This is a genomic window from Halorubrum sp. Atlit-26R (assembly GCF_003666015.1).
In the GTDB taxonomy this organism is placed as follows: domain Archaea; phylum Halobacteriota; class Halobacteria; order Halobacteriales; family Haloferacaceae; genus Halorubrum.
In genome coordinates, this window is the sequence record NZ_QPLT01000020.1 from 54,530 (window position 1) to 60,529 (window position 6,000).

At 66.7% G+C, this 6,000-nt stretch carries 6 protein-coding genes and 1 tRNA gene; 5 read left to right on the top strand and 2 right to left on the bottom strand.

Annotated features, from left to right (window positions below; translation table 11 throughout):
• Positions 1-61: 61 nt before the first annotated feature.
• From DVK07_RS17080 to DVK07_RS17095, 4 genes are all read left to right on the top strand, one after another.
• Positions 62-1,399, top strand: coding sequence for an ABC transporter substrate-binding protein (locus tag DVK07_RS17080; RefSeq protein ID WP_121598152.1), 1,338 nt, complete (start codon positions 62-64; stop codon positions 1,397-1,399).
• A 53-nt stretch (positions 1,400-1,452) separates the two neighbouring features.
• Complete coding sequence (locus DVK07_RS17085) at positions 1,453-2,439, top strand: carbohydrate ABC transporter permease (RefSeq protein WP_121598153.1); 987 nt, start codon at positions 1,453-1,455, stop codon at positions 2,437-2,439.
• Positions 2,436-3,380 (top strand): carbohydrate ABC transporter permease, encoded by a 945-nt coding sequence (locus DVK07_RS17090; protein WP_017343714.1) that lies wholly within the window; start codon positions 2,436-2,438, stop codon positions 3,378-3,380. The genes DVK07_RS17085 and DVK07_RS17090 overlap by 4 nt, the downstream gene beginning before the upstream one ends.
• A gap of 102 nt (positions 3,381-3,482) precedes the next feature.
• A complete protein-coding gene (locus DVK07_RS17095; protein ID WP_121598154.1) occupies positions 3,483-4,601 on the top strand; it encodes an ABC transporter ATP-binding protein in 1,119 nt (372 codons plus the stop codon).
• Between the two features lie 51 nt (positions 4,602-4,652).
• On the opposite strand, the gene DVK07_RS17100 is transcribed toward DVK07_RS17095, so the two are convergent.
• Both DVK07_RS17100 and DVK07_RS17105 read right to left on the bottom strand, forming a co-directional pair.
• Positions 4,653-5,066 carry an SHOCT domain-containing protein gene (locus DVK07_RS17100; RefSeq protein WP_121598155.1) on the bottom strand — a complete coding sequence of 138 codons (414 nt, stop codon included), beginning with the start codon at positions 5,064-5,066 and terminating at the stop codon, positions 4,653-4,655.
• A 45-nt stretch (positions 5,067-5,111) separates the two neighbouring features.
• Positions 5,112-5,600, bottom strand: a complete 489-nt coding sequence (locus DVK07_RS17105; protein WP_121598156.1) for a DUF192 domain-containing protein — start codon at positions 5,598-5,600, stop codon at positions 5,112-5,114.
• Between the two features lie 61 nt (positions 5,601-5,661).
• On the opposite strand from DVK07_RS17105, the gene DVK07_RS17110 reads away from it, so the two are divergent.
• A tRNA-Val gene (locus DVK07_RS17110) sits at positions 5,662-5,735 on the top strand.
• Positions 5,736-6,000 lie beyond the last annotated feature (265 nt).

Genomic DNA, 6,000 nt, shown 5'->3' on the forward strand with positions numbered 1-6,000 from the left:
ATTGTTCTGGAGTAATGAGTAAGTATATATGCCAAACGTCCATTGACCATCGTGAAGTACCATGACAGACCAAGACTCGCGGTTATCGCGGCGCCACTTCGTCGGCGCGACTGGGGCAGCGACGCTCACAGGACTCGCCGGCTGTTCCGGCGGTAGCGACGGCGGCGACGGCGGTGACGGAAGCGACGGCGGTGACGGGTCCGACGGCGGCGACGGCGGCGACGGCGGAAACACGCTGGAGGTCCTCCACGCGTGGACCGGCGGCGACGGCGCGCGCGCCGCGGAGGCGCTGGTCGCGGCCTTCGAGGAGGAGTATCCCGACATCGAACACGAGTTCAACCCGATCGGCGGGGGCGGGAACCAGAACCTCGACGCGGTCGTCGCGAACCGGCTCCAGAACGGCGACCCGCCGAGCTCCTTCGCGAACTGGCCCGGCCCGAACCTCCAGCGCTACGAGGGCGTGCTGGGCGAGGTCGGCGGCGTCTGGGAGTCCGAGGGCTTCGAGGACGTGATGGTCCAGGAAGCGGTCGACCTCCACCAGTACAACGGCGCGTACCGCGGCGTCCCGCTCGGTTCGCACCGCCTGAACTGCCTGTTCTACAACACGTCGGTCGTCGAGGAGGCGGGGGTCGACCCCGACTCGCTGACGAGCGTGTCGGCGCTGATCGACGCGCTGGAAACGGTCCAGAGCGAGACCGACGCGATCCCGATGACGCACGGCGCGAGCGGTACCTGGACGACGACCCAGCTGTTCGCCTCGACGATGCTCGGGCAGGAAGGGTACGACGCGTACATGAGCTTCATCGACGGGAGCCCGGACGAGGCGGCCGTCCGCGCGACCTTCGAGTCGCTCGCCGAGATCCTCGGGAACTACATCAACGAGGACGCCTCCTCGATCGGGCTCACGGAGTCCAACCAGAACATCATCGAGGGCAACGCGGCGTTCATCCACCAGGGGAACTGGGCGGCCGGCGCCTACCGGAACGCCGAGGACTTCGACTACGACGAGGACTGGGGCTTCAAGACGTACCCCGGCTCGGAGGGCATGTACATGCTCCACTTCGACTCGTTCCTCTACCCCTCGGACAACCCGAGTCCGGACGCGACGGAGCAGTTCATGGCCTTCGTCGGGAGCGAGGCCGCGCAGGTCGCGTTCAACCAGTATAAGGGCTCGATCCCGACCCGAACCGACGTCGACATGAGTCAGTTCGGGCCGTACCTTCAGGAGACGCAGGAAGACTTCGCGAACGCCGACCAGCGGCCGCCGAACCTCCAGCACGGGCTGGGCGTCCCCTCGGGGACCATGACGACGCTGAACGACGTGATCTCCAGCGAGTTCTCCGGACCGTACAACGTCGACGCCGCGACGGAAGGCTTCGTCGACGCGGTCTCTAACTGACTCCGGTCCACGATGCGACCGGATTTGGGCGGTTTCGGCACACGACAAACCATATGACACAGAACACTGACACCGGCGACGATAGTGGCGACGCGCTTCCCGACGGCGGCGTCGCCGAGGACGGGCAGCGCTCCGGATTCAGCCCGATCTCGGCGCTGAACGAACGCTTCGGCAGCGACTTCGTCGAGTCGTCGCAGTTCTGGCTGCCGCCGTTCCTGCTGGTGGGTCTCTTCGTCTACGGCGCGATCATCTGGAACCTCCTGATATCGCTGACGGATTTCACCGGCTTCGGGACCCCGGACTACGGCGACTTGGACCTCGAGATGTACGGCCGCGCGTTGGCGGACAGCGGGTTCATCGACGCCGCGATCAACACCTTCATCCTGCTCGTCGGGTTCACCCTGGTGACGCTGGCGCTCGGGCTCGGGCTGGCGATCCTGATCGACCGGAACATCCGGTTCGAGAACACGTTCAGGACGATCTACCTGCTGCCGATGAGCCTCTCGTTCGTCGTCACCGCCCAGTTCTGGGCGTGGATGTTCAACTTCAACAACGGGGTCATCAACATCGTCATCACGTCGCTCGGCTTCGGCCGGGTCGACTGGATCGGGAACCCCGACATCGTCCTCTGGGCGGTCATGTTCGCGCTGATGTGGCAGTTCGCGGGGTACGCGATGGTGGTGTTCCTCGCGGGCCTGCGGGCCATTCCGAACGAACACTACGAGGCGGCGAAGGTGGACGGCGCCTCGACGGTCAGGATGTACTGGCGCGTGATCATCCCCCAGCTGAAGGGGTCGACGATCAGCGCCTCGGTCGTCCTCATGGTGTTCGCGCTGAAGGCGTTCGACTTCCTGTACTCGCTCGTCGGCGGGTACCGACCGCCGAACGGAGCCGACATCCTCGCGACGAAGATGGTCCGCGAGGCGTACGCGAACCTGAACTGGGCGTACGCCTCGGCGGTCGCCATCACCCTGTTCCTGATGACGCTCGGAATCGTCGGTCCGTACCTCTACTACCAGTACAATCGGGGGAACCTATGAGCAACGACGCACGAACCGACGGCGGCACGGCATCGGCGACGGACACCGGCGCGTCAGCGGGGGCGCTCGCCGGAATCGACGGGTACCGAGTCCTCCTGTATCTCGGGCTGCTCGGGATGTTGACGTTCTTCCTGATTCCGATCGAGTCGGGGCTCGTCACCTCGTTCAAGACGTCGAGCGGCGTCTCCGGCTCCCTCCCCTTCGCCCCGCCCACGGGGAGCACGTTCACCCTCGAGAAGTGGCAGTCCGCGTTCGACGCGCTCGGACGGGGACTGATAAACAGCGCGCTGTACGCGATCCCGGCGACGGTCATCTCGGCGCTGCTCGGGAGCTTCGCCGCCTACGGGATCACGCAGTCCGACTGGAAACAGAAGTACAAGGCGCCGGTGCTCGCGCTGTTCGTCGCCGGGATCTTCATCCCGTATCAGGCCGTGCTGGTCCCGCTTTCGCAGTTCTGGTCGATGGTCTCGCTCCAGGACTGGCTGGGATTCGTGTGGGCGCTCGGGATCAACGACGACTACGCCGGCGTCGTCGAGCTGATCGTCACCCACGTGGCGTACGGACTGCCGATCTGTACCGTCCTGTTCAGGTCCTACTACAAGAACATGAGCGAGGAGATGATCGAGGCCGCGCGGTTAGACGGGGCGTCCATCCGCCGGATCTACCGCCGCATCGTGCTCCCGCTTTCGGGACCGATGTTCGCGGTGGTCCTGATCTACCAGTTCACGCAGATCTGGAACGACCTCCTGTTCACGCTCGTGTTGGTCCAGACGGAGTCCAGCGCGGCGGCGCCGATCGTGTTGATCCTCGCCGGACTGGGCACGTCGCTCGAAGGCCAAGACTTCGCGCTCCGAATGGCGGGCGCGTTCATCGCCGCCCTGCCGACGCTCGCGGTGTACATCGCGTTCGGCGAGGAGTTCGCCGAGGGGGTGGCGACATGAACGCCGCCGCCCGCCAGCAGCTATCCATGACTCGACAGCAACCACGCAGCCGACCGGAGGTATCGCTATCAAACCGTCGCGCCGTTCCGCGGGGGCGATAGCATGGGGACGCTCGAACTCGACGGCGTGACCAAGGTGTTCCCCGACGGCGACGGCGAGGTCGTCGCCGTCGACGACGTCGACATCGAGATGCGCGACGGCGAGTTCCTCGTCGTCGTCGGCCCCTCGGGCTGCGGCAAGTCGACGACGCTCCGGATGGTCGCGGGGCTGGAGACGGTCACCAGCGGCGAGATTCGGCTCGCCGGGAACGTCGTCAACGACGTGAAACCGCAACACCGCGACATCGCGATGGTGTTCCAGTCGTACGCGCTGTACCCGCACATGACCGTCGAGGGGAACATGGCGTTCGGCTTGGAGGAGTCGACGGAGCTCTCCGACGAGGAGATCGAGACGCGCGTCACCGACGCCGCGGAGACGATGGGTATCGCCGAACTGCTGGACCGCAAACCCTCCGACCTCTCCGGCGGCCAGCAGCAGCGGGTGGCGCTCGGGCGAGCGATCGTCCGCGACCCGGAGGTGTTCCTCATGGACGAGCCGCTCAGCAACCTCGACGCCAAGCTCCGGTCGGAGATGCGGACGGAGCTCCAGCGGCTCCAGAGCGAGCTCGACGTGACGACGATGTACGTCACGCACGACCAGACCGAGGCGATGACGATGGGCGACCGGATCGCGATCCTCAACGCCGGCGAGCTCCAGCAGGTCGCGACGCCGCTGGAGTGTTACCACGAGCCGGCGAACCGGTTCGTCGCCGGGTTCATCGGCGACCCGTCGATGAACTTCTTCGACGTCAAGCGAGACGGCGACACGCTCGACGGGGCCGTGTTCGACTACCCGCTATCGGCGTCGACGCTCGACGACGTCGGCGACGTGACCGACCTCACCCTCGGGGTCCGCCCCGAGGACATCTCCGTCGCCGGCGACGCGGCCGGCGACCACGCGTTCTCTACGGTCGTCGAGGTCGTCGAGCCGATGGGCGACGAGAACACCGTCTACCTGCGGTTCGAGGACGCTCCCGAGGGCGAGACGTTCATCGCCACCGTGGGCGGCCTCCAGCGGATCTCGGTCGGCGACGAGGTCACCATCGAGATCCCGGAAGAGGCGATCCACCTCTTCGACGGGAACACCGGCGAAGCGGTCCACAACCGCGATATGGAAGAGTAACGCGTCGGTACCGCGGTCCGACCCGTCGGGCGGTGCCGACGGGCTCTGCGTTCACTCCCGGATTCGTTCCACTTCTCGCCGGACGCCCTCTCGTACCCTGTCGGCGACGTCGCCGCCCGGGTCGTCGACGGTCTCGGCGTCTTCGGTCTCCAAGAGGCGGTCGAGCTTGCGCTCGAACTCCGTCTCGTCGATCTCGCCGCGCGCGTAGCGCTCGCGGAGGGCGTCGAGCGCGGGGTCGCCGGTGGCGTCCGCGCCGTCGTCGGGCTCGCCGTCCGGGACCGGTTTCGTCAGGGTGTGGAGGACGGGGAGGAGGATGACGAGCCCGAAGAACCACACGAGCGGGAGCCACCACCAGACGCCGGTAAGGAGGGGGGCAGCGACGCCGGCGCCGACGACGCAGAGGGCGAACACCCGCCGCCAGCGGTGGCGGAGGTTCCACGCGACCCGGCCGGGGAGTCCGGTCATGGTCGGGCCGACGCCTGCGAGGCCCAAAGCGGTTTCGTCGGCGGGTCACTCCTCGTCGAGGCCCTCTATCACCAGCCGGTCGCCCGGCTCGACGCCGTGGCGCTCGCTCCACCCCCGCGGGGCTTCGAGGACGTACCGCCCGGTTCCCTCGTAGCGCGTGAACGGTCGCGACTCCGGTTCCGCCTCGTGGATCCGGGTGACCGTCCCGTTCGCGTCCGCGAAGACGATGTCGATGGGGAACGCCATGTCGCGCATCACGTAGGCGCGCTCGGCGCTCTCGCCGTGGACGAACAGCATTCCCTCCCCGTCGTCGAGCTCTTCGGTCGCGGAGAGCCCGACGTACTGCTTCAGGAAGCCGTCGGCGACCCGGACCTCGACGGTCGCGAGCGTCTCGCCCGTCTCGCCGTCGACGGCCTCGACCGTGGCGGTGTCGTAGCCGGTGATGAGGAGGGCCGGGTTCGTCGCGGCGACGGCGGCTCCGAGGAGGGCGACGAGCGCGAGCGCGGCCGCGACCCCGACGAGGCGACGGTTCACGGTCGGGGTTCGCGTCGCGGAAGGAAATCGTTTTCCGCTCTCGGCGGGTTCAGACGGGTGAGGGCTCGTGGTCTAGCTGGTTATGACGCGGCCTTTACAAGGCTGAGATCGGCGGTTCGAACCCGCCCGAGCCCACTGTTGCTGTCGCGAGCAACCTCGTGAGCGACAGCAACGTGCGTATTTGAGGGTGGGTTCGAAGCAGGGAGCGGGAGGTGAGCGAGTGGAGCGAGCGAACGGGAGCGACTGAGGTTTGAACCCGCCCGAGCCCATCTCGGTCGCGTAAAGTTAGAGGATGAGGCGTTCGACTTCAGAGTGCTTATGGCCGAAATCGAACGCCTCACCGAAGGTATCGCGTGGATCGACTTGTCGTTTGTGGAGCGAGATAGGACTCCACGCTGGG